The organism is Variovorax sp. J31P207 (assembly GCF_030316965.1).
In the GTDB taxonomy this organism is placed as follows: Bacteria; Pseudomonadota; Gammaproteobacteria; order Burkholderiales; family Burkholderiaceae_C; genus Variovorax; species Variovorax ginsengisoli_B.
The window spans coordinates 622,622-642,220 of record NZ_JASZYN010000002.1 but is presented as its reverse complement, the minus strand read 5'-3'; the positions used below and the strand labels follow the sequence as shown (position 1 = coordinate 642,220).

At 64.3% G+C, this 19,599-nt stretch carries 15 protein-coding genes and 3 pseudogenes; 13 read left to right on the top strand and 5 right to left on the bottom strand.

Going from position 1 to position 19,599, the window contains the following annotated elements:
* Positions 1-91 precede the first annotated feature (91 nt).
* Positions 92-277, top strand: a pseudogene (locus QTI68_RS08630) (transposase); the annotation flags it as partial.
* Positions 278-533: 256 nt separating this feature from the next.
* On the opposite strand, the gene wrbA reads toward QTI68_RS08630, so the two are convergent.
* From wrbA to QTI68_RS08615, 3 genes are all read right to left on the bottom strand, one after another.
* On the bottom strand, positions 534-1,118 hold the full coding sequence (wrbA, locus tag QTI68_RS08625) for an NAD(P)H:quinone oxidoreductase (RefSeq protein ID WP_286520966.1): 585 nt from the start codon (positions 1,116-1,118) through the stop codon (positions 534-536).
* Between the two features lie 156 nt (positions 1,119-1,274).
* The gene (locus QTI68_RS08620) at positions 1,275-2,345 is read right to left on the bottom strand and encodes an alpha/beta fold hydrolase (protein WP_286520965.1); all 1,071 of its coding nucleotides are present in this window, start codon (positions 2,343-2,345) and stop codon (positions 1,275-1,277) included.
* A 4-nt stretch (positions 2,346-2,349) separates the two neighbouring features.
* The gene (locus QTI68_RS08615; protein ID WP_286520964.1) at positions 2,350-3,435 is read right to left on the bottom strand and encodes a BMP family ABC transporter substrate-binding protein; all 1,086 of its coding nucleotides are present in this window, start codon (positions 3,433-3,435) and stop codon (positions 2,350-2,352) included.
* Between the two features lie 352 nt (positions 3,436-3,787).
* Between QTI68_RS08615 and QTI68_RS08610 the strand changes: the two are divergent.
* From QTI68_RS08610 to QTI68_RS08590, 5 genes and pseudogenes are all read left to right on the top strand, one after another.
* Positions 3,788-5,164 (top strand): annotated as a pseudogene (locus QTI68_RS08610) (sensor histidine kinase); the annotation flags it as partial.
* Positions 5,165-5,187: 23 nt separating this feature from the next.
* Positions 5,188-5,853, top strand: coding sequence for a response regulator transcription factor (locus QTI68_RS08605; RefSeq protein ID WP_286520963.1), 666 nt, complete (start codon positions 5,188-5,190; stop codon positions 5,851-5,853).
* Between the two features lie 153 nt (positions 5,854-6,006).
* Entirely contained in the window at positions 6,007-7,020 is a 1,014-nt protein-coding gene (locus QTI68_RS08600; RefSeq protein ID WP_286520962.1) for a sensor histidine kinase, read from the top strand.
* A gap of 107 nt (positions 7,021-7,127) precedes the next feature.
* Positions 7,128-7,547 carry a response regulator transcription factor gene (locus QTI68_RS08595; RefSeq protein WP_503011648.1) on the top strand — a complete coding sequence of 140 codons (420 nt, stop codon included), beginning with the start codon at positions 7,128-7,130 and terminating at the stop codon, positions 7,545-7,547.
* A 166-nt stretch (positions 7,548-7,713) separates the two neighbouring features.
* Positions 7,714-9,171, top strand: a complete 1,458-nt coding sequence (locus QTI68_RS08590; RefSeq protein ID WP_286520960.1) for a catalase — start codon at positions 7,714-7,716, stop codon at positions 9,169-9,171.
* Positions 9,172-9,241: 70 nt separating this feature from the next.
* On the opposite strand, the pseudogene QTI68_RS08585 reads toward QTI68_RS08590, so the two are convergent.
* Positions 9,242-9,744, bottom strand: a pseudogene (locus QTI68_RS08585) (cytochrome P460 family protein).
* Positions 9,745-10,226: 482 nt separating this feature from the next.
* On the opposite strand from QTI68_RS08585, the gene QTI68_RS08580 reads away from it, so the two are divergent.
* From QTI68_RS08580 to QTI68_RS08555, 6 genes are all read left to right on the top strand, one after another.
* Positions 10,227-11,045 carry an alpha/beta fold hydrolase gene (locus QTI68_RS08580; protein WP_286520959.1) on the top strand — a complete coding sequence of 273 codons (819 nt, stop codon included), beginning with the start codon at positions 10,227-10,229 and terminating at the stop codon, positions 11,043-11,045.
* A gap of 979 nt (positions 11,046-12,024) precedes the next feature.
* Entirely contained in the window at positions 12,025-13,041 is a 1,017-nt protein-coding gene (locus QTI68_RS08575; protein ID WP_286520957.1) for an alpha/beta fold hydrolase, read from the top strand.
* Between the two features lie 52 nt (positions 13,042-13,093).
* The gene (locus tag QTI68_RS08570) at positions 13,094-14,539 is read left to right on the top strand and encodes an aldehyde dehydrogenase family protein (RefSeq protein WP_286520956.1); all 1,446 of its coding nucleotides are present in this window, start codon (positions 13,094-13,096) and stop codon (positions 14,537-14,539) included.
* Between the two features lie 40 nt (positions 14,540-14,579).
* Positions 14,580-15,548, top strand: coding sequence for a quinone oxidoreductase family protein (locus QTI68_RS08565; RefSeq protein ID WP_286520955.1), 969 nt, complete (start codon positions 14,580-14,582; stop codon positions 15,546-15,548).
* A 115-nt stretch (positions 15,549-15,663) separates the two neighbouring features.
* On the top strand, positions 15,664-16,062 hold the full coding sequence (locus QTI68_RS08560; RefSeq protein ID WP_286520954.1) for an MAPEG family protein: 399 nt from the start codon (positions 15,664-15,666) through the stop codon (positions 16,060-16,062).
* A 114-nt stretch (positions 16,063-16,176) separates the two neighbouring features.
* Positions 16,177-17,448 (top strand): epoxide hydrolase family protein, encoded by a 1,272-nt coding sequence (locus QTI68_RS08555; RefSeq protein ID WP_503011647.1) that lies wholly within the window; start codon positions 16,177-16,179, stop codon positions 17,446-17,448.
* An 81-nt stretch (positions 17,449-17,529) separates the two neighbouring features.
* On the opposite strand, the gene QTI68_RS08550 is transcribed toward QTI68_RS08555, so the two are convergent.
* Positions 17,530-18,444, bottom strand: coding sequence for a LysR family transcriptional regulator (locus QTI68_RS08550; protein ID WP_286520950.1), 915 nt, complete (start codon positions 18,442-18,444; stop codon positions 17,530-17,532).
* A 137-nt stretch (positions 18,445-18,581) separates the two neighbouring features.
* On the opposite strand from QTI68_RS08550, the gene QTI68_RS08545 reads away from it, so the two are divergent.
* The gene (locus QTI68_RS08545; RefSeq protein WP_286520949.1) at positions 18,582-19,595 is read left to right on the top strand and encodes a tripartite tricarboxylate transporter substrate binding protein; all 1,014 of its coding nucleotides are present in this window, start codon (positions 18,582-18,584) and stop codon (positions 19,593-19,595) included.
* Positions 19,596-19,599: the final 4 nt, after the last annotated feature.

Genomic DNA, 19,599 nt, shown 5'->3' with positions numbered 1-19,599 from the left:
CGCTGATGCGCTCGACGGCACCGTACGCGGCTGACTGGACCAACCAGAGAGTGCGCAAGGCAGTCCGATAGAGGAGCTCGAGCGCTCGGTCAACCGAATCAAGTCCAAGGTGCGGGCCCGCGTTGAACATGTCTTTGCCGTCGTCAAGCGGCTGTGGGGTTTCGACAAGGTGCGCTACCGTGGCTTGGCCAAGAACGCCACGCGATCCTTCGTCGCGTTGGGGCTGGCGAACATCTACCTCGCACGCGGGGTACTGTATGAGCAGGTCCGCTCATGAGGGCTGTAATGCGAGCCAATGGCTCGTCGCGCGGCCTGCAAGGGCCAGCGCGCGACGCAATTCGCTCTGAATTCGGGCTGCCGCGCTGAAATGGGCGTCAATTCAGGCGGCGCGAACGATGTGACTACTGGATGGGGGAATGCGAGGCCTCATTCAGCGTTGCCATAGCTTATCAATCGATTCATGAACGAAAACGATTGCGGATTGAATGCTCGCTTGAAAGGGCTTTTTAGTTTGCAGGCGGCAAATGTCCGAATCACCCGTGCAGTCGCCTGGAAAGTCGTGCCAAATGGGCGCCTTGACGCCGCGCGACGTCGAGTTCTTGCTCAGATGGTGAGCGCTCTCCCCGTACGCCTGCCACCGTCGTTGCGCCGAATGGGCTCGCGGCGCCCAGCCCGACTCTACGAGAAAGCTCGTAGGGTAGCCCCGCGACCACCATGCCATGCTGAAGCAACGTGGCCTGGAGCCCAAGCATGGCCACATCCTGCCCGGCACAACTGACCGCGACCGAGGCGAAGACCCCACCCAGCTTGCCTTCCAGGGCACCGTGCAGCCACATGTCAGCCGAGGCGTCGAGAAACGCCCTCATCGGCGCAGACATGCTGCCGAGGCGGGCGCGCGCGCCGAACAGGATCGCATCGAAGCAGGCAAGGTCGTTGACCTCGGCTACAGGAACATCGCGCTGCAATTTGCCACCCGCCCGACGAATGGAGCGCTCGGAAACAAGTTCGGGGACACGCTTTGTCACGATGCGCATGCCTTCCACTTCACCGGCACCCAGCGCGGCGGCTTCGGCCAAGCGGGCCACGTGACCAAAGTGGCTGTGATAGACGATCAACATGCTCGGCATGGTTTTCCGGTGCGTCCGCAGTGCGGTGAATCTGAGTGATCCATTCTACAAATGCTCGCCGCAAAGCCAATCGGAGAGCGCTCCTACGCAACAACCTCAGACATTCATTTATCATGGGACCGAGTAGGAGTGGATACCCGCCATTGACTACCCGGATCCGAGCCCAGCGTCACGCGCCATCGCGATCGCGCGGGCACGGTTGTCGGCCTCGAGCTTCGCGAAAATGTTGGTGATATGGTTGCGCACGGTGTTGTCGCTGAGATGCAAGGTGGCGGCCAATTGAGCGTTGTCCCGGCCCTGCGCCATTAGGTCAAGCAACTCGTGCTCACGCGCCGTGAGGCGGGCGACTCGGCGAATGGTCTCGTCTATGTCAGCGCTGCCGAGGAAGTGGTTGACTTCCCCCACCCACCGAATCCACGCCGGGTCGTCGGCGATCATCAGGTGATACTTGCTGTCGAGCGCAACAAATTGCGCATCTCGAATACGGGCGGCGATGAGCCGTCCTTCCGAAAACGGCACCCTCAAGTCGCCGTTCGCATGCAGCACTAAGGTCGGCGCATTGACCTGCTCCAACAAGTCCGACACGTCGATGCGATCAAACTCGCGAATCATCCGGCCGGTAGTAGCACCCGACACAGACAGCAGCGAGAGTTCATTGAACCAGCGTTGTTGCGCCACGGGCGCGTCCGGCAAAAACTGATTAGTGAAGAACTGTCGAAAAGAGCTGTCGGTTCGCTCCCAGCCCAACTCGGCAAACCGAGCAAAGGTTTCGGACTCTTCGTCCACGCAGGTTCCGCCGCCCCTTCGACGCCGACCGCGCGAATATCCGCCATGAAGAACCAGCCTGCTAACCCGTTCTGGATGGCGCGCGGCATAGGCGATCGCGATCGGAACGCCTTGCGAGATCCCGAGAATTGGGGCGCAGCCGACGCCGGCCGCATTGACCACGGTTTCGAGGTCATCCACCCATGACTCGAAGTCGATCGTATCGACATTGCGGTCGGAGAGGCCAGTGCCCCGTTGGTCGTACCGGAGCACCGTGTGCCGTGCGGACAGCATCTCTAAAAGATGCCCCCATACGGGGCTTGAAAAGTCGTATTCGAGATGCGAAAGCCAGTTGCCAACCTTGATGAGTGGCGGCCCACGACCTGTAGTCGCGAAGGCGAGGCGCACGCCGTCTTTGGCCTTGCAGAAGCGAATTTGTTGTCGTCTTTCCATCGTATCAATGGGCAGGCAACGACCCTTGCACACCTTCCACGAACCAGTTTACCGTTCGGAGTTCTGAATCCGGCATCACTCCGCTTTGTTGACGCACGCGCCCCGACTGATCGACTAAACGACCGAAGAAGGGCCCGTCGCGACCAGCGACCAGCTCGGCCTCGCGCCGCGCGAGTTCGCGCACGAGATCTGGCCCAACTTTAGGATCTACGGCGGCTAGCCGGACCATTCCGTCCTTCATGCCGCCTACGTCTGCGCGTGGTAGCCAGGTGCCGTCGATGACTGACTTCGCGACTTGCAGGTAATAGTTCGACCAGTCGGCTGTAACTGCTGCCAACTGTGCGCGCGGTGCGAAAGCACTCATGTCGCTCTGATATGCAACCGCCCGAACCCCCTTTTCTTCGGCTAGCTGTAGCACAGCGGTCGAGCCAGAATGATGCGTGAGGACGTCGGCGCCCCCATTGACAAGGGTCAATGCAGCATCACGCTCTAGCGCGGGGTCGAACCATGAATTGAGCCATATCACCCGCACGGTCGCGCGCGGGTTCGCTGCGCGCATACCGAGGGTGAAGGCATTGATGCCTTGGATCACTTCGGGTACTGGGTAGCCTGCAACGTACCCCGCTTGGCCGCTTCTGCTCACCCGACCGCTCAAATATCCGGCGAGCCAACGGGCTTCGTAAAGGCGCACGTCGTATGTGCCCAGGTTAGGGGCCGTCCGGTAGCCCCCTGCATGTTCGAACCGAACGGTCGGCTCGCTGGCCGCCACGCGAGTTACCGCTACCTCATAGCCAAAGCTGGTCGCGAACACGAGCTGGTTGCCCTGCTGCGCGAGGTCGCGCATGACTCGCTCGGCGTCTGCTCCCTCGTGCACCGCTTCGACGAAGCTTGTCCTCACCTTTTTGCCTAGAGCGGCATCGAGATACCGACGGGCCCTTTCGTGCTCGAAGGTCCACCCGGCTTGTCCAATGGGGCTGACATAGACGAAAGCAACTCTTAGAGGCTCGGTTGGGCTTTGCGCCTGAGTCGGCGCCCGACCAAGCACCAACACGAATACCAAGGCCATTCGCGCGAGAAAGAGGAGATTCATGCAAGTCGGCATTTTAAACACATCATTTGGCGAGGGTGGACGCTGTCTCCGTGCCACTCCCAGAGGTCCCAGCACCCAGAAGGAGCTGAGCTGGTGCCTCTGGGAGCGCCCTCCCCGTGATTCGGCATGGCCGACGTTTCACAATTACATCTAGTCTTCAGCCGAAGGTGGCACCCTCATGAATTTCCTCAACAAGCACGCTTTGGACTTACATCCGACCCGCGCTGATCATTCAACGCGGCCGAGCGATTGTGCAATCGATGAAGACGCTTCGCTGCGCAAAGCGCTTGACTCACTCAGTTGTGCCACAGGCTGTCAGGCGACCGCCGCGCCGTCCGCGGAGGCGTTTTTCGCGCAACTGCAGGTCCGGCAACTGCAAGCTGCCCACCCAGCCGTCTTCGAGCAGGAGGCCTGGACGACGCTGGCAGCGAGCCGTCTGCAGGCGCTCGACGCGCAGGCAGTACTGCGCATCTCTAACGCGCTTGCGATGGTCGACACCCTGCTGCGCACCGCGCTCGAGAGTGCCGGCGCCGAACGCGGCACGTTGGCGCTGCTGCGTCACGGCGTTTGGCAGGTGCGCGCGCAGGCACGCGTGCTCGATGGGGCCATCCCGGTCACGCAGGCATCGTCTACGTTTGACAGCGAGGTTCTTCCGGTATCGATCGTCCAGGCCGTCGCCCGCACTCAGCAGCGCCTTGTGGTGGGCGACGCGCGCGAGGAACCATCCCTGGCACAAGATCACTACGTTCGCGGCCGGCGCCCGCGCTCGATCTTGTGCGTACCGTTGATGCGCCAAGCGACCCTCGTCGGCGTGCTGTACCTCGAGAACAACCTCGCGGCCCATGTCTTCACGAGCGCCAAGGCGGAACTGTTGGAGGTGATTGCCTCGCAGGCTGCCTTTGCCCTGGAAAATGCCCGCCTGTACGACGAACTGTTTGATCAGATTCGGCAGCGTGCCGCCGCCGAGGAGAAGTTGCGCGTTGCGCTCGCCGAACTCGAGCGCGCCAGCCGCCTCAAGGCCATGGGCGAACTCGTCGCCTCCATCGTCCACGAGATCGGCCAGCCGATCGCAGCGGTCGACACTTCCGCCAGTGCCGCGCTGCGCTGGCTCGATCGCAGCACGCCCGACATCGACGAAGCGCGCCAGATGCTGGCGCACATCAGCAAGAGTGCACTGCGGGCGCGCACCATCATCCAGAGCCTCCGATCCAAGGCCCGCAACGCCGAGCCGCAGTTCGCCCCCTTCGACCTCGGCGAAGCGCTGCGTGAAGCGGCGACGCTGGTCGCCGGTCCGCTCGAATCCCTGGGTGTCGCGCTTGAACTCCAAGGCCTGGACGCACCGGTGCAGGTGCGCGGCGACCGCGTCCAGCTGCAGCAGGTCGCGGTCAATCTCCTGATGAACGGCGCCGAGGCGATGGCGGCGCTCGAGCACGGCCCGCGGCTGCTGCGGTTCGCATGTGCGACCGACGACGAAGGCCGCGCCCAGGTCACAGTGGACGACGTCGGCAGCGGCATCGGGGCCGAGACCGCCGACAAGCTGCTCCAGCCCCTGTTCACCACCAAGGCCAACGGCATGGGCATGGGTCTGGCGATCTGCAAATCTATTCTCGATGCGCACGGCGGAACGCTCGCGCTGCTGCGGCGCGAGACGACGGGCACGCGCGCCGTGTTCTCGCTGCCGCGCCTAGACCCGGGCGCTGCGACGACCGCTGCGGCCTTGAACGTCTGAGCCCTTCCGCCAGCCACCGAACCATGCACCCCGCCCCCGCCTTCCCGACCTCCCCTCGCCTCGCCTACGAGCCACGTGTCGCCTACATCGTCGATGACGACGAGCTCGTGCGCGGCGCGCTAGGCAGCCTGTTGCGCTCCATCGGCCTGGAGGTCCGCACTTTCGATTCGACCGAAGCATTCCTCACCGCCGCGCGCGCCGACGGGCCGTCCTGCCTCGTGCTGGACGTGCGCTTGCGTGGCCAAAGCGGCCTGGCATTGCAGCAGAGCCTGCTCCAGCTCGCCCGCCCGCCGATTCCCATCGTCTTCATGACCGGGCACGGCGACATCGCAATGACCGTGAAGGCGATGAAAGCGGGTGCCGTGGACTTCCTGAGCAAGCCCTTTCGCGACCAGGACATGATCGATGCGGTCACCGCCGCGCTGGACGGCGACGCCAAGCGGCTTGAGGAAGGGCGCAGGCTGCTGGCCGTTAGAAACGGCTGGAATGCCCTGACGCCGCGCGAGCGCGAGGTGATGCAGCACGTAGCCGGAGGTCTTATGAACAAGCAGATCGCCGCCGAGATGGGGATCGCAGAGATCACCGCCAAGATTCATCGCGGCCAGGCCATGCGCAAGATGAATTCCCGCTCGGTCGCGGAACTGGTGCGCAAGATGGAATCGCTCGGTGTGGTCAAAGGCACGCGATGACCGTCGCTTCGGGCCCGTGGCCGTCTGCGCGCCCGCATGGCGAGGGCAAACCTTCGTAGGGGTCGGGCGAACGCGGGTGCAATGGCGCGACTGGCACTGCGCGTGATGTCATCTCCCCATGCCGCCCATTGCGCCGGAAACAGGAGAACGATGATGACGAACAGCCCCGAACCGCACGCCGGCACCACCCACGCCGCGTCCGTGACCCGGATCGCAATGATCGCAGGTCGCGCGCTTGCCATCGCCACGCTCGGCACGACCTCGCATGCCGCGACGCCGCCGTCCGCAGCCTGCACGGTCGAGACCAGCCTGTGGGGGATGCTGTGCCTGACGCTGCTGGTCGGTCTTGCGCTCCTCAGCGCCCTCTTCGGCTTCACCGTCCACGCCCACCGCGCCGGCGCGATACGAATTGCCAGTGAACTGAATCGGGAGAGCAAAGACGCCCGCCTGCCCGCGATCGCGGCAGGTGGTCCGATGGCCATTGCGCAGCTCGCTCGCTCCATCAACGCGTTCCGCCGCCGCCAGGCGGAACGCGAGGCGGAGCATCTGGATGTCCAGGCCTCCTATGCGCACGACCTGCGCACGCCGCTCACTCGCATGGGGCTGCGTTGCGAGATGCTGGAAGATGCCGTGGCACGCGAAGCCATGGAGCGGGATCTCGCGGAGATGCGCGAACTGGTGGAGGCCAGTGTCGCGAGCGCGTGGATGCAGCGCATCGTTGCCGAGCCGCTCCCGCGTGTCGATGCCGACGGCCTGATCGGCAACTTGGTGCGCGACTACCGCGACACGGGCCGGGTGATCACGCTGGACGGACATATCGGCCGGCCGGTGGCCGCGTGCCCGCTGGCGCTGCGCCGCGTGCTTGCCAACCTGATCGACAACGCGCTGCGGTATGGCACCAACGTGCGGATCAGCGCCCGCGTCGATACCCGCAACCTGGTGCTGGCCGTGGTCGATTCGGGACCGGGCATCTGCCCGGCGCAATTGGATGCAGTCCTGTCCCCTTGGGTGCGGGTACAGCAGGGACAGGAGCACAAGCCGGGATCGGGCCTGGGCCTGGCGATTGCCCGGCGTCTGGCGCGGTCCATGCAGGGCGAGCTCCTGTTGCAGAACCGCCGTGGCGGCGGACTCGAGGCACGACTGACGCTGCCGCTAGCAATGGCATGACGTCGCTCGAGCGGAACCTCCAGGCGGGCGAACGTCCAACGCCCATACCTCCATATGATGGCGCCGCCTGCTGGCGGCGGTATTCTGGGATGCCGGGCAATGATGGGATGGTCCCAGCCGCTTACCCAGGTAAAGAGCCGGAATCTCCCTTGCCTCCCCATCGCATCACACTAGTGTCCATCGTCGACGACGATTCCTTTGTGCGCGCCGCGACGAGCAGCCTCGTGCGCTCGCTCGGCTGGGAGGCGCGCGAGTTCGCATCGGCCTCGGCCTTCATTGCCTCCGGTGTGGCGGCGCGCACGCGCTGCCTGGTGTGCGATGTGCAAATGCCGGCGATGGACGGGATCGAGTTGCTGGACCGACTCCGAGGGCAGGGCATCCATGTCCGGACACTGTTCATCACCGCCTTCGCATCGACGCGCGTACGCGAGCGCGTGGCGGCCAGCACGGCGCTGTGCCTGATCGAGAAGCCGATCGACGCTGGCGAGCTGAAGACCTGGATAGAGCTAGCGCTCGCGCACGACTAAAGACGTGGCGGCGGGTCGTTGCTCGGGCGCGGCGGCGCTCGAAGGGTTTCGTACACCGGCGTCATGCTGACGTATGCCTCGCCCCCCTACGAACAGCCGATGGGAGTTGCGGCCGTCGATCGCTAGAGTGGCAGTCCTTGCAACACCGACATGAGGAATATTCCGAATGAGCAAATCGCCCCAAGCTTCGAAAGACACCCCGCTGACCACCGCCTTCGGCGCCCCCGTGGTCGACAACCAGAACAGCCTCACCGCCGGCCCCCGCGGCCCGCTGCTGATGCAGGACGTCTGGCTGGTCGAGAAGCTGGCCAACCTGAACCGCGAGATCATTCCTGAGCGTCGCATGCACGCCAAGGGCTCCGGCGCGTTCGGCACCTTCACCGTCACGCACGACATCACCAGGTTCACCCGCGCCAAGCTCTTCAGCGCCGTGGGCAAGAAGACCGAGATGTTCGCCCGCTTCACCACCGTGGCCGGCGAGCGCGGCGCCGCGGATGCCGAGCGCGACATCCGCGGCTTTGCCCTCAAGTTCTATACGGAGGAAGGCAACTGGGACCTGGTGGGCAACAACACGCCCGTCTTCTTCCTGCGCGATCCACGCAAGTTTCCGGACCTCAACAAGGCCGTGAAGCGCGACCCCAGGACCAACATGCGCAGTGCCACCAACAACTGGGACTTCTGGACGCTGCTGCCCGAAGCGCTGCACCAGGTCACCATCGTGATGAGTGACCGCGGCATCCCGGCGAGCTACCGCCACATGCACGGCTTCGGCTCGCACACCTACAGCTTCGTCAACGCGGGCAACGAGCGCTTCTGGGTCAAGTTCCATTTCAGGACGCAGCAGGGCATCAAGAATCTCACGGATGCGCAGGCCGCCGCCATCGTGGGCGCGGACCGCGAGAGCCATCAGCGCGACCTATACGACGCCATCGAGGGCGGCGACTTCCCCAAGTGGACACTGTACGTGCAGGTGATGCCCGAAGCCAATGCGCAGGAAGTGCCCTACCACCCCTTCGACCTGACCAAGATCTGGCCCAAGAAGGACTACCCGCTGATCGAGGTGGGCGTGATGGAACTCGACCGCAACCCCGGCAACTTCTTTGCGGACGTTGAGCAGAGCGCGTTCGCACCCAACAACCTGGTGCCTGGCATCAGTGTGTCGCCGGACAAGATGCTGCAGGCGCGCCTGTTCGCCTATTCGGACGCACAGCGCTACCGCTTGGGCGTGAACCATCACCAGATCCCGGTGAACGCCGCGCGCTGCCCAGTGCACAGCAACCACCGCGACGGCGCAATGCGCGTGGACGGCAACTATGGCGGCACGCCGCACTACGAACCCAACAGCTTCGGCCAGTGGCAGGAGCAGCCCGAGCATCGCGAGCCGCCGCTCGCGTTGCGCGGCGATGCGGATTTCTGGAACTTCCGCGAGGACGATGCCGACTACTACAAGCAGCCCGGCGACCTGTTCCGCTTGATGGCGCCCGCACAGCAGCAGGCGTTGTTCGACAACACGGCACGCGCCATGGGGGATGCGCCGGAGTTCATCAAGCGCCGCCACATCGACAACTGCGCCAAGGCCGATCCGGCCTACGGGGCGGGCGTGGCCCGGGCCCTCGGTCTCTAGGCGGACCCTTGGTGCCCGATGGCGCCGCGCCGACGCAAGCGCCCCCGTTCGGGACGGGGCGCTTTGCTCGTCAGCGCGCCAGCCGCGTGAACACGTAGTCGTGGTTCTTCACCAGCGCCTGGTGGCAGGCGAAACAGGTCTGGTGCTGTGCCAGGTCGACGGGCTTTCCGTTCACGAACCGGCCGAAGCCCCAGCCACCCGTGGCGGCGTATTTCTTCGCGTCCTTCACCATCACTTGAACGGTCGTGGCCGTGCCCGGAACGGTGGCGGGGGGGGACTCCGATGACTGCACCTGCTTCCATGCCAGCTTGACGAGGAAGTGCCATCCGGGAACGGCAGGCTGCCCTGGTCGTAGGCCTCAACGGCCTTGGCGTTCCCGAGCACCGCCCGAAGCTCGTTCAACGGCTCCGCCTCAATGGCCGGTGCGATGAGTTGCCACTGTCTGTAGCCCTCGGGAATCGTGACGCCGTACAGGGGCGAGGCAGCCGAAGTCTTCCCGTCCGCAGCGGCGCTCGAGGCCACCGAGAAGACGGCCGCCGCCACCGCTAGGGCAAGGACGCCAAGGCCCGTGATCGCCGCCAACACCGTCCGGTCTGGAGACGGTGATTCGTTGAGACTTTCAGCGATCGAGGCGGAAGCCTGCTGCGTGTTGAGTCGTTTCATGAGACAGACCCTTGAGTGTTGAGAAATCGGCTGGAGGTGAATCCCCAGAGCGCGTCGAATTTTTGGCGACCTTGCCTCTTGCGGATCAGCCTTCGTATACCCGTGTATCTCCACTGCAGAAAGCCACACTACGTTTCACCGGCGAGCGCCGCAGGGTCGACCGCGCGATAGCCGTTCCCCAGCCGCAAGCGGCGCGGGGGGCAATCGCCGTGATGCGTTCGCGTAATTCTTCTTGTCAGCCGGTTCGGCAGACACAGTGCCATACAAAGATCGGCGGTACGCGTGGCTGCGCTCCTATAACCGTATCCGTGCTTTGCCCGCGCCGCGCGCTTCTTGCGTTCCGAAGGGCGATCACTCCTCTTTGCTCTCTACTTCAAGGACAGGAAATTCGAATGAAACAACTCAGCCGCCGCCTCGCTCGCACTGTCGCCACCGGAGGCCTGATGGCACTGGCGGGCGTCTTCGTCACGCTCACCGCTTCAGCCCAAACCGCCAGCACGGCGCAGCACGCCAAGCCCACCGTCGTGCTCGTGCATGGCGCCTTCGCCGAATCATCGAGCTGGGACGGCGTGATCCGCCAGCTGGAGGCACAGCACTATCCGGTCATCGCCGCGGCCGATCCATTGCGCGGCGTCAAATCCGACGCGGCCTCCATCGCGAGCATCGTCGATTCAGTCCAGGGACCGGTGGTGCTGGTGGGCCACTCGTATGGCGGCTCCGTGATCTCCACGGCCGCCGCAGGCAAGAGCAACGTGAAGGCGCTGGTCTTCGTGGCCGCGTTCGCGCCCGATGCCGGGGAGTCGGCCGCCGACCTCGCCGGCAAGTTCCCCGGCAGCACGCTCGGGCCCGCGCTGGCACCGCCGGTCGCACTCGCAGATGGTGGCAAGGACCTGTACATCCTGAAGAACAGGTTCCGCGACCAGTTCGCCGCCGACGTGCCGGCCGCCGCTGCGCGTCTGATGGCCGCGACGCAACGCCCCATCGCCGAGGCGGCGCTCGGCGAGCCGGCCGGAGCACCGGCATGGAAGACGGTCCCCTCGTGGTTCGTCTACGGGGACGGCGACAAGAACATCCCGCCGGCGGCACAGGCCTTCATGGCCGAGCGCGCCAAGTCCATGAAGACGGTCGTCGTCAAAGGCGCTTCGCACGTCGTGATGACGTCGAAGCCCGATGTCGTCGCCAAGCTGATCGTAGAAGCCGCAAACCGATAGACGGATTGCCGCAGGGCCCTTCGCCACTCAACTCGGCAGGAAAGGTTGGGCGGTTAGGGGCAACTTGCACTCTCCGACGAACCTGGAGCCACTGTCAACCCGAAGCGCTCTCCATCGCCATTTCCAACCAAGATTCGGCCATGAATTTCGATCGAGTGGAAATCTCCTCGCCGAGCCCGCGGCCCATCCTAGCCGCCTCGGCTTCCGCAATTGCCTTCAGTCCGGCCGCACGGCTCCCGCTCCGGCCCCCGCCTGGGCGAAGCCGCCCTACGCCGACGCCGACTCCATCGATCCCGCTGCCGAATCAGCCGATACCGAGATCGTCGAGCCGACACTTCGGAAAGGCGCGACTATTTGGCGCCCCAATGAAGGTTGATGACCGGTTCTACCCAAAGCCTCTTGCCCGGGCCATTTCCTCAGCTTGGCACGGCCACAGCAAGTAGGCTACGACTGGTCAACCAGGCAAGGTGAATCCTCCACTCCAGTTCAGGCCACTCATCAGCGGAGTGACCGCCGCGAATCCATGGCCGACCCGTGACCGAGACAGCGGCGCACGACTGTCTTGTCTCTCCCGAGCCCCGTGGCTCACAGGGAACCCATTCGGATCGTGCGTGCCGGGGTTGTGCTGATTGGACGGCCTGCGCGAGGCGGGTTCGCATCCGTCCTCACAAGACATAGAAGGGCCTCGTCCTACGCTCGTCTCCACCTCAACGAGTTCGGCGTGGTGGCATTTCAACGGCTTGGATGCATGCGAGAAGTCGACGCGTTTGAACGTCGCGTTGGCTTCCAATCTCTGCGGGGATTGAGACGTGCCGAAAGGCGTGTCATGAGTCTCGCATCGACGAATCGACGGGCATCGAAATTTATTGTTGAAAAACCAGCAGCAGATACAGAGCGATACGCAGTGTCGGCGGATTCGTGATGCTGCAGGCAGCATTGGATCCACCCATTCAACGCGCTCTTCCTTAGGAGTTCTAACATGACACTGTCATTCCGACTGCCCCGCCGCTCCTTCCTCACCGCGACGGCGCTTGGCGCTGCTGCTACACAGCTCGCTGCGGTGACGCCGGCCTTCGCCCAGCCTACTCGCGCACTCAAGCGCCTCGAGCCGCTCAAGAGCATCGATGCCGGCACGCTCAACATCGGCTACTACGAAGCGGGCCCGGCCAACGGCGCGCCGGTGATCCTGTTGCACGGATGGCCGTACGACATTCACATGTTCGTCGACGTGGCGCCGGCGCTTGCCGCCGCGGGCTTGCGCGTCATCGTGCCGCACCTGCGCGGCTACGGAACCACGCGCTTCCTGTCGGCCGACACGCCACGCAACGGACAGCAGTCCGTGGTTGCCGTGGACATCATCGCGCTGATGGATGCGCTCAAGATCCAGCGCGCGACCGTGGCCGGCTGCGATTGGGGCGCACGCACGGCCTGCATCATGGCCGCGCTCTGGCCGGAGCGGGTCGAGGCGCTGGTCTCGGTCAGCGGCTACCTGATCGGCAGCCAGGCGGCCGGCAAAGTGCCTCTGCCACCTCAGGCCGAACTGCAGTGGTGGTACCAGTACTACTTCGCAACGGAGCGCGGCCGGGCGGGCTACGAGAAGAACCGCCACGACTTCGCCAAGCTCATCTGGCAACTGGCATCGCCGAAGTGGAACTTCGATGCGGCGACCTTCGACCGCAGCGCAGCGTCACTCGAGAACCCGGACCACGTGGCCATCACGATCCACAACTACCGCTGGCGCCTCGGCCTGGCCGACGGCGAGGAGAAGTACCAGCCGCTCGAGGACCGGCTGGCCAAGGCGCCCGTGATCGGCGTGCCGACCATCACGCTCGAAGGCGATGCCAACGGCGCGCCGCATCCGGAGCCCAGCACCTACGCGAAGAAGTTCTCGGGACGCTATGAGCATCGGCTGGTGAGCGGTGGCATCGGCCACAACCTGCCGCAGGAAGCCCCCGAGGCCTTCGCGAAGGCGGTGCTCGACCTGGCACGCGGGTAAGAGGTCGTTCGGTCGGCGAACAAGCACCTCCATCGCATCAGGAGAGCGAACCATGTGGAACCTCGATCAGGCCTACATCGACGGCGCCTTCGTGCCTGTCCAGGGCAGCGAACGGCTCGAGATCGTCAACCCAGCGACCGAGCAGGCCATCGGGACTGTGGTGCTGGCCAACCGCGACGATGCCCGACGGGCCATCGCCGCGGCGAACCGGGCCCAGCCGGGTCTGACGAACAGCACCAAGGCGCAGCGCATCGAGATGCTCAGGCGCCTCGAGGCCGCAGTGCTGGCCCGAAGCGACCAGATCCGCGATGCCACGATCGAGGAGTACGGCGGCCCGGTGGCCCGTTCACAGTGGGTCAGCAACTACGCCTCGCAGTGCTTTGCCACGACGGCGCGAATGCTGGCTGACTATGACTTCGAACGCCGCCTGGGCGAGGCCACCGTGGTGATGGAACCCATCGGGGTCGCCGGCCTCATCGCGCCCTGGAACAGCACGGCTGGCAGCATCTGCAGCAAGTTGGCCTCGGCCCTCGCTGCGGGCTGCGCCTCGGTCGTCAAGCCCAGCGAACTCGGTCCGCTGCAGGCGCATGTCGTGACCGAGGCGCTGCATGACGCCGGCTTGCCGGCCGGCGTCGTCAACGTACTGCTCGGGCGCGGCGGCGATGTGGGCGACGAAATTTCCACCAGCCCGGGAATCGCGAAGATCTCCTTCACCGGTTCCACGCAGACCGGAAAGCTCATTGCCCGCGCGGGCCTGGAGTCCATGAAGCGGGTGAGTCTCGCGCTCTCGGGCAAGTCGGCCACCGTGGTCCTGGACGACGCCCACCTGGCCACCGTGTTGCCCATGGCGCTGAACGCTGCCTTCATGAATAACGGACAGGCCTGCGTGGCCGGGACGCGCCTGCTGATCCCGAACGCGCTCATGGCAGAGGCCATTGAACGACTGCAGGATCTAGTTGCAGCGATTCAGGTGGGCGATCCGCGCGACGCCGCCACGGCGGTCGGGCCGCTCGCGAGCAAGGCGCAGTTCGAGCGCGTGCAGCAATTCATCCGCCGCGGTCTGGCGCAGGGCGCGACGCTCTTGGCCGGCGGCGAAGGCCGCCCGGACGGCCTCGACAAGGGCTGGTTCGTGCGGCCCACCATATTTGTCGATGTCCGCAACGACATGGACATTGCACAAAAGGAGATCTTCGGACCCGTGCTTTCGGTGATCGGCTACGACGACGATGACGAAGCGGTCGAGATCGCGAACGATTCCATTTACGGCTTGCAGGCCTACGTCTTCTCGTCGCAGCTGCAGCGCGCACGCCGCGTAGCCTTCCGACTACACGCCGGCACGGTGCTGATAAATCGCATCGCCCCCGAGTTGATCGCGCCTTTCGGCGGTGTCAGGCAGTCGGGTATCGGTAGGGAGTTCGGTGTCTTCGGGATGGAAGCATTCCTGGAACCGAAGACCATTTCCGTTGCGAACAGTACAGCTGGCCTATTGGGCAGCTGAAGACATTTTGAGATCCACCTAAACAGATCAAGGAACAGAAATGAAAGCAGTTGTGATGAACGAGATCGGCGATGTCGGCGTGTTGGCGTGCGTGGAGCGGCCAGACCCCGTGCCCGACAGCGGGATGGTGCTTGTGCAAGTCTGCGTCGCCGGCGTCAACTTCATGGACATCGGCGTGCGCCAAGGCATGGCGTGGAACGAGATGCCTAACCCGAAGGTCCTTGGCGTCGAGGGCGCGGGCCGTGTCCTCGCAGTGGGCGAGGGTGTCGACGGATTCGAAATCGGCCAACGTGTGGCCTGGGTCTACGCGCCCGGCAGCTATGCGGAGAAGGTCGCTGTTCCCGCCACCTCGTTGGTATCCATTCCCGACGGTATCGACGACAAGACCGCGGCAGCGGTGATGATGCAGGGCCTGACCGCCAGCCATTTCGCCACAGATTTCTATGCGACCCAACCGGGCGATGTTGCCTTTGTGCATGCGGCGGCCGGAGGGCTCGGTCTGCTACTGACCCAGATCATCAAGCTTCGCGGAGGCCAAGTCATCGGTCGCGTGTCGTCGGCAGACAAGGTGGCCGTGGCCACGGCGGCCGGCGCGGACCATGTGATCGTCGATACCGACGGCAACTTCGTCGACAAGGCGCTTGCGCTGTCCGGCGGCGAGGGCGTGCACGTGGTGTTCGACGGCTCCGGCCCCGGCACGTTCCAGGGTTCGATGGACGTCCTGCGCCGCTCGGGGACCTTTTGCTGGTACGGCCCGGTACTGGGCGGCCCCGGCCCCCTCGACATCATGAGTCTGCCCAGAAGCATCAAGTTGGGCTATGCGGTCTTCTCAGATCACATTCATACGCCGGAGCTGCTACGCGCTCGCTCAGCCCGGCTGTTCGACTGGATTGCCGAAGGCAAGCTGAAAGTCCACGTCGGCGGGCTCTATCCGCTGGCCGAGGCGGCCAAGGCCCACGCCGACATGGCCAGCCGCGCGACCACCGGCAAGCTCCTGCTAGTTCCCTGATGCCGAGCCTGCTCTGGCGAGGTGCCGAGGTTCGATCGAGGAGCAAGCGAACCTCGACCACGACGACGACCCTCGCCCACAGGCAGGGCCGATCCTTCCGATCTAGGAATTCACCATGTCGAGTTTGAGCCCTCTCGTAGCAACCAGCATCGCGATTCTTGGCGTTTTGCTCTTTGGACTCGGGCTCGCTGTGACGGCTGTTCGGGGCAAAGCCAAGGTCTTCACTGGACTCGCTGCTGATCCCGACCATATGCTCAATCGACTCATACGGGCTCACGGCAACACGGCTGAGTACGCCCCGTTCCTAGCGGTGCTCTTCTTGGTCATCGGCGCTCACCAGCCTGGCCATCTGGCTCTAGGGCTGATCGCAGTTGCCACGGCTGCGCGCGTACTGCTCGCTTTCGGCCTCATTACTTGTCCCTCGATGTCTCGTCCGAATGTCATGCGGGCTGTCGGCGCAACGCTGACCTACGTCACCGGCATCTGGCTATCGATCCTCTTCCTCTTGGCCTGAAGGCCGCAAGCCACTCACTTATCAATGGAGATTAATCCCATGCACAGCTGTAGAAGTAACCGGCAGCAAAGACCGAAAGTTCGACTCACCTCCACCATCTGCGCGACCGCCCTCATGATTGCCTCGGGTCTCTCGTTTGCTGGCCAAGACAGCGCGAGCGATTCGACGGCCTATCGAACCGAGCGACAAACAGTGTCATCGTCTGTGGCAATTCGTCCGTTCAAGGTCGACGTCTCGGACAAGGCCTTGAAGGAACTAAGAGTCCGGCTTCAAGCGACGCGCTGGCCGGACAGGGAGACGGTGGACGATTCATCCCAGGGTGTTCAGCTTGCGAAGCTCCAACGGTTGATGAAGCACTGGGGAACCGATTACGACTGGCGCAAGGTTGAGGCAAGGCTCAACTCGCTACCACAGTTCGTCACGAAGATCGACGGGGTGGACATTCAGTTCATTCACGTCCGGTCTCGTCATCCGAACGCCCTGCCCCTGATCTTGACTCACGGTTGGCCAGGGTCTCCTCTGGAGTTCATCGACGCGATTGGGCCTCTCACCGATCCGACCGCGTTTGGCGGGCGACCGGAAGATGCCTTCGACGTAGTGATACCGGCCATCCCGGGGCATGGCTTTTCCAGCAGACCTAGCGAACTTGGTTGGGGGCCAGACCGCGTGGCTCGTGCCTGGAACGTGTTGATGCATCGCCTGCAATACGATCGATATGTGGCCCAAGGTGGGGATCACGGCTCCGTGATCTCCGACGCTCTGGCCCGACAAAAGCCCGAAGGCCTGCTTGGCATTCATCTGAACATGCCGGCCACGGTACCGCCCGAGCTCGTCAAGGGTATCCACGCCGGTGACGAGCCCCCAGCGGGACTGCCCGATTCCGAACGAACGGCGTATCAGACGTTGAGCAAGTTCTTCGCGCGCAACGCGGCCTATGGCGCCATGATGGTCACTCGACCGCAGACTATTGGATACAGCCTCAACGATTCTCCGGCCGGCCTGGCGGCCTTCATGTACGAGAAGATCACTGAGTGGACCTATCCATCGGGGAATGCCGAGGCCGTGCTCGGCAGGGAACGCATTCTCGATGACATCTCGCTCTACTGGCTCACGAACACCGCCAGTTCCTCATCGAGGTTTTACTGGGAGAACAACAACAACAACTTCAGCTCCGCCGCCCAGCGAACGACCGAGATCTCCGTCCCGGTTGCAATCACAGTCTTTCCGGGCGAAATATATCGGGCACCGAAGTCGTGGGCGCAACGCGCCTACCCGACGCTCTACTACTTCAAGGAGGTGGATCGAGGCGGTCACTTCGCGGCCTGGGAACAACCGCAGCTGTTTGCGGAGGAGATGAGGTCGGCTTTCGGGCCGCTGCGCAAATAGGCCCGCTCGCATCTCCAGCGTTCGTGAGTGCTGACCTGCTTCGGATGGCCGGCAACGACCGCTCGATCCAGCTCTGGCGCGTCAAGGCGTGAAAACAGAGAACCGGCCCTGGATCTCCGCCAGCAGCCTGCTCGCTGCGATGGCCAGCGGCCGGCCATGGCGCACGATCAGCCGGACCTGCGCCGTCCTGCAGAGAGGATCGGCGAGATTCAGTGCGACCAGCTCCCCGGATGCGATCTCCGCCGATGCCGCCATGCCGGCGCCGACGAAGGTCACGCCGTTGGTCGACTGCACGAATCTCTTGAGGCTGGTGACGGAGTTGCTCCGGAACGAGGGGTGCAGCTTCAGGTGCTCCGCGTACTCGAGCAACTCGACGACGCGCTCGACGCCATAGCCGGGCGGCATGAGTGCGATCGGGAAGCCGACCAGCTGCTTCAGGCGCAGGGCTCCGGTGAGCCGGGTCAGCGGGTGGCCCGCCCGGACCAGCACCTGGGTCGGCGCGGCCGCGCTGGCGACGAACTGCAGCAGCGGATCGGGCTGGGGGTTGTAGGCGAGCCCGATGTGGGCCGAGTCATCCGCCAGCGCGCCGATCAGTTCGTTCACGGGCAAGGCGTCCAGCTCGACCGTGAGTTTCGGATAGGCCTCGCAGAACGGGGCGACGATCTGCGTGACCAGGCCCTCGACGAAACCTTCGCTGGCGACGATGCGAACCGTGCCCGTTTCCATCGAATCGATCGCCTGGAGCCGCTCGACCAGCTGCTCCTGATGCGCCTGACAGCCTCGCCAGTACTCGAGCAGGTGGTAGGCGTTGTCGGTCGGCACGACGCCGCGGGCCTGGCGCTCGAACAGAGCGAAGCCCAGCTCCTCTTCCAGCAGGGCGACCTGGCGCGTGATCACCGACGGTGCGGTATTGAGCGCATCGGCGGCACCGCGCATGGACCCCCGCACCAGCACTTCCTGGAAGTACCTCAGTCGCTTCTGGTTGATCTCCCGCACGGTACAGGCCTCCTGTTGCTGTTGCTCATTGAGCAACGATCAAGCCACAAAATTGCTATTGCTCGAACGAATGCTACATCAAACAATCGACTCACCCCCCACCCACCGCCTCGCGGCGCTCAACGAAAGAGGATGAAATGCAACGCAGAACCTTCAACGCCTTCAGCCGCCTGATCGCCATGAATGCCGCCCTGCTGGGCATCGCGACGGCCGCGGGCGCCGCCGCTGCGGCGGATGCCTTTCCCTCGAAGCCGGTCACCATGCTCGTTGCCTTCCCTCCGGGCGGACCAGCGGATGTCCTGGCGCGCGCGATGCAGCCCGAGATGGCCAAGGCCCTCGGGCAGCCTTTCATCATCGAGAACCTCCCGGGCGCCGGCGGTGCGCTGGCGGCACAGCGGCTGCTGAGCCGTCCGGCCGATGGCTACACGCTGATCATGGGTTCGCCCAACGAGGCGATCCTGGCGCCGCTGTCCAACGCATCCGCGAAGTACAAGCCCGAGGAGTTCGCGGTGCTGGCACCGATCTCGACCCACCCGCTGGTGGTCATGGCGCGCAACGACCTTCCCTATTCATCGCTCGAGCAGGTGATCGCCGCCGGCAGGAAGAGCGGCAGCCAGAGCCTCACCTTCGGCAGCCCCGGCCACGGCTCGATGTACCACATCGTCTCGGAGTACATCGCGCAGACGACCGGCGCCAAGCTACTCCATGTGCCGTACAAGGGCGCCACGCCCATGATGCAGGACCTCGTCGGCCAGCAGATCGACATCACGATCCTGCCGAATCTGGGGGCATCGACGCAACTGCTCGAGAGCCACAAGATCAAGGCAATCGACGTGCTGGACACGCAGCGCATGCCGACCCTGCCCGAGGTGCCCGCCATCACCGAGGGCAAGCTCGCGCAGAGGAAGGAACTGGTCTATGCCGTATGGTTGGCCGTCATGGCCAAGGGCGGCATGCCGGCCGACCGCGCAGACGTGCTGCTTGCGGCCTCGCAGAAAGCCATCGCATCGCCCGAGATGACGAAGGCGCTGGCGCTGTCTGGCGTCGAGGCGATGAAGCCGCAATCGCTTGCCGACTCGGCGAAGTTCTACGCCAACGAGACGGACAAGTTCAGAAAGATGGCGCGCTCCATCCAGCTGACGCCCCAGTGAGCCG

Excerpts from the sequence above, each read along its gene's own strand:
- wrbA (WP_286520966.1), bottom strand. The coding sequence starts at position 1,118 with ATGTTGATCGTCTATCACAGCCACTTTGGTCACGTGGCCCGCTTGGCC.
- QTI68_RS08620 (WP_286520965.1), bottom strand. The coding sequence starts at position 2,345 with ATGGAAAGACGACAACAAATTCGCTTCTGCAAGGCCAAAGACGGCGTG.
- QTI68_RS08615 (WP_286520964.1), bottom strand. The coding sequence starts at position 3,435 with ATGAATCTCCTCTTTCTCGCGCGAATGGCCTTGGTATTCGTGTTGGTG.
- QTI68_RS08605 (WP_286520963.1), top strand. The coding sequence starts at position 5,188 with ATGCACCCCGCCCCCGCCTTCCCGACCTCCCCTCGCCTCGCCTACGAG.
- QTI68_RS08600 (WP_286520962.1), top strand. The coding sequence starts at position 6,007 with ATGACGAACAGCCCCGAACCGCACGCCGGCACCACCCACGCCGCGTCC.
- QTI68_RS08595 (WP_503011648.1), top strand. The coding sequence starts at position 7,128 with ATGGTCCCAGCCGCTTACCCAGGTAAAGAGCCGGAATCTCCCTTGCCT.
- QTI68_RS08590 (WP_286520960.1), top strand. The coding sequence starts at position 7,714 with ATGAGCAAATCGCCCCAAGCTTCGAAAGACACCCCGCTGACCACCGCC.
- QTI68_RS08580 (WP_286520959.1), top strand. The coding sequence starts at position 10,227 with ATGAAACAACTCAGCCGCCGCCTCGCTCGCACTGTCGCCACCGGAGGC.
- QTI68_RS08575 (WP_286520957.1), top strand. The coding sequence starts at position 12,025 with ATGACACTGTCATTCCGACTGCCCCGCCGCTCCTTCCTCACCGCGACG.
- QTI68_RS08570 (WP_286520956.1), top strand. The coding sequence starts at position 13,094 with ATGTGGAACCTCGATCAGGCCTACATCGACGGCGCCTTCGTGCCTGTC.
- QTI68_RS08565 (WP_286520955.1), top strand. The coding sequence starts at position 14,580 with ATGAAAGCAGTTGTGATGAACGAGATCGGCGATGTCGGCGTGTTGGCG.
- QTI68_RS08560 (WP_286520954.1), top strand. The coding sequence starts at position 15,664 with ATGTCGAGTTTGAGCCCTCTCGTAGCAACCAGCATCGCGATTCTTGGC.
- QTI68_RS08555 (WP_503011647.1), top strand. The coding sequence starts at position 16,177 with ATGATTGCCTCGGGTCTCTCGTTTGCTGGCCAAGACAGCGCGAGCGAT.
- QTI68_RS08545 (WP_286520949.1), top strand. The coding sequence starts at position 18,582 with ATGCAACGCAGAACCTTCAACGCCTTCAGCCGCCTGATCGCCATGAAT.